The sequence below is a fragment of the Delftia sp. ZNC0008 genome (assembly GCF_000799035.1).
In the GTDB taxonomy this organism is placed as follows: domain Bacteria; phylum Pseudomonadota; class Gammaproteobacteria; order Burkholderiales; family Burkholderiaceae_C; genus Comamonas; species Comamonas tsuruhatensis.
In genome coordinates, this window is record NZ_JTKZ01000299.1 from 1 (window position 1) to 1,433 (window position 1,433).

General features: G+C 72.0%; 1 protein-coding gene. It reads right to left on the reverse strand.

Annotation, left to right across the window (positions count from 1 at the left end):
• Positions 1–227 precede the first annotated feature (227 nt).
• Positions 228–1,433: aminotransferase-like domain-containing protein (locus L995_RS10230; RefSeq protein ID WP_047471384.1), on the reverse strand; the 1,206-nt coding region annotated here is incomplete at its 5' end.

Here is a 1,433-nt window from a genome sequence, read left to right on the forward strand (position 1 = left end):
CCGCGTCCAGCACGGGCGCCAGGCGGCGCGCAGCGCCACCTCCCGGCCGGGGCTGGCTGTCGTTCACCCCGGCTCTTCGGCCGGCCTCCCCTGGCAAGACAAGCTCAATAATCATCCCGGAACGATAGCAGCGCACTACCGGGGCGCCGAGGCCTGATGCCCTGTCTTACACGCCCTGGCGCCGGCAGCGTCAACCTCCCGTCAGGCAGTGTTGCTGCACCGTCCACTCATCCACCACCGCCCCGGTGCTGCGCCAGCAGGTGGCCAAGGATCTTCCAGGTCTGGGGCTGCTCCACCATGGGCACGGGAATGCGCAGCATGCTGCCCGCGGCCTGCCTGGGCGAAAACAGCAGGCCCGGCGCCAGCAGCAGGCCCTGCGGCGCGGCATGGCGGGCCAGCACCTCCGAGTCCACGCCGCAGTCCACCCAGGCGAACATGCCGGCCTGCGGCTCGTGCGGGGCGCGGCAGTGCAGGGCTTCGAGCATGCGCAGGCAGCGGTTGCGCGCGCGGTCCACGCGCTCGCGCAGGCGGTCCACATGCTTGCGGTACTGGCCGTCGGCCAGCACGCGGTGCACCACCTGCTCGCCCGGCAGCGCCGTGGTCAGGCCGCCCAGCAGCTTGAGGTCGGTCAGCCGCCGTATCAGGTCGGTGTGTGCCGCGACATAACCCACGCGCAGGCTGCCGGCCAGGGTCTTGGAGTAGCCGCCCACCAGGAGCACGCGCTGCAGCCGGTCCATGGCGGCCAGGCGCACGGGCACGCCGGGCAGGAAGTCGGAGTAGGTGTCGTCCTCGGCCAGGTAGAAGTCGTGGCGCTCGGCAATGCGCAGCACCTCATGGGCCACGCCGGCCGACAGGGTCTGGCCCGTGGGGTTGTGCACGGCCGTGTTCAGGATGAAAAGCCGGGGCTGGTGCTGGCGGGCCAGCCGCTCCAGCGCCTCCACGTCGGGGCCGCCGGGCAGGCGGGGCACGCCGACCACGTTCACCCCCAGGGCGTTGAGCCGGCCGAAGATGAGAAACCAGCCGGGGTCTTCCACCAGCACGGTATCGCCAGGGCGCACCAGGCTGCGCACGATGAGGTCCAGGCCCTGGGTGACGCCGGCCACGGTCATCAGGTGGGCCTCGGGGTGGGCTGGCACGTCCTGGGCCTGCAGCACCGAGGCGATCTGCTGGCGCAGCGGCAGATAGCCCTGGGGCACGCCATAGGTCAGCAGGCTGGTGCCCGTGCTGCGGCCGACGGCGCGCAGGGCCGAGGCCAGCATCTCCTGGTCCAGCCATTCCGGCGGCAGCATGCCAGCGTCGCCCGAATGCTCCGTGCCTTCGCGGAACATGCTGCGTAACAGAAAGGCGGTATCGAAGGCTGCGCCCTGCTCCAGCGTGGGCAGGCCCTGGCTGGCGCGCGGCACGGCCTGGGCCGCGCGCCGGGCGCTGACGAA